This window comes from Mesorhizobium comanense (genome assembly GCF_005503535.1).
GTDB classification, from domain to species: domain Bacteria; phylum Pseudomonadota; class Alphaproteobacteria; order Rhizobiales; family Rhizobiaceae; genus Mesorhizobium; species Mesorhizobium comanense.
Map to the genome: position 1 here is coordinate 1 of NZ_SCNN01000073.1, position 1,307 is coordinate 1,307.

Consider the following 1,307-nt stretch of genomic DNA (forward strand, 5'->3'; position numbering starts at 1 on the left):
TATGCGGTGCGCAACCGCGTCTCGATCGTCGTTTCAGGCGGCACGTCGACCGGCAAGACGACGTTCTTGAATGCACTCCTGAAGGAGATCCCGGCTCATGAACGGATCATCACGATCGAAGACACCCGCGAACTGAGGCTGCCGGCTCCCAACAACGTCACCCTGATAGCCTCGAAGGGTGACCAGGGCCTTGCCAAAGTCTCCGCGCAACAGCTGCTAGAAGCCTCGCTTCGCATGCGACCCGACCGTCTGTTGTTGGGCGAGTTACGCGGCGCTGAAACCTTCGCGTTTCTCCAGGCGATCAACACCGGCCATCCGGGCTCGCTCACGACCGTTCATGCCAATTCCGCCCGGTCCGCCTACGAGCGGCTGGCGCTCATGGTTATGCAGGGCAGTACGGGGCTCTCACGGAGTGAAATCCTCGACTATCTGCGCGAGGTCATTCCGGTGGTCGTCCAGATGGTCCGCGCCGAAGGCGGCCGGCGCGGCATCAGCGAGATCAAGTTCACCAAGGCGGAGACGATCTAACGAGGCCCATCCATGCAGAAAATCGCAACAGCAATTTTCATGGTGCTCATGGCGATGGCGCTGGGTGTCCTGCTATTCACGGTCGCCTATGCCGCGACTGATTGGTACCGGACTGGCTCCCACGTCCTATTCGACCGGCTGAACGCCAATCCCTTGCCGGTTGTTCGTCTGGCCTGGGCTGACGTGACCGCGAGAAATTTTGACCGCGTGCAATACGCCGTTGCAGCAGGAGCATTGGGGTTTCTCTTGCCGCTGGTAGGCTTGTTTCTCATGCGTCCGAGAAAGCGCAATGACTCTCGCTTCATGACCATGAGCGACGTATCGAAAACCGGCCTGACGAAAGTGGGCGGCGTCTTCGTCGGTCGAGCTGGCGGCAAGCTCGCCGAAATTCTGTCGCCGGGCCGCGATGAGCGCTCCGGCAAAATCCGCTTGACGCGGCGCAAGCTGATCGGCGGCAAGAAATTGTGGGTTGATGGCGATGATGTCGGCGGCTTCGTCATAGGGCCGCCGCGCTCCGGTAAAGGCACGTCTCTCATCATCCCGAACGCCTTGACCTGGTCGCATTCGCTCGTGGTTCTCGATCTGCGGGGCGAGACCTATGCGGCGACTGCCGGCTATCGTTCAACCATCAGCCGCGTGGTGCGTTTCGCGCCAGCTGATCCGGACGGCAATACCGCATGCTACAATCCGATGGACTTCATCTCGCTGGACTCAGCACAGCGCGACATCGACCTTCGCAACATCGCTGCGGCTCTGTTTCCGCGCCCCCCTTCGAACGC

Annotated in this window: 2 protein-coding genes; both read left to right on the forward strand. The window is 60.9% G+C overall.

Annotated features, from left to right (window positions below):
- On the forward strand, window positions 1–528 hold a 528-nt coding region (locus tag FFS37_RS35640; protein WP_171026572.1), incomplete at its 5' end, for an ATPase, T2SS/T4P/T4SS family.
- Between the two features lie 12 nt (window positions 529–540).
- Window positions 541–1,307 (forward strand): type IV secretory system conjugative DNA transfer family protein (locus tag FFS37_RS35645; RefSeq protein ID WP_137935557.1); only part of this gene is annotated, 767 nt, incomplete at its 3' end.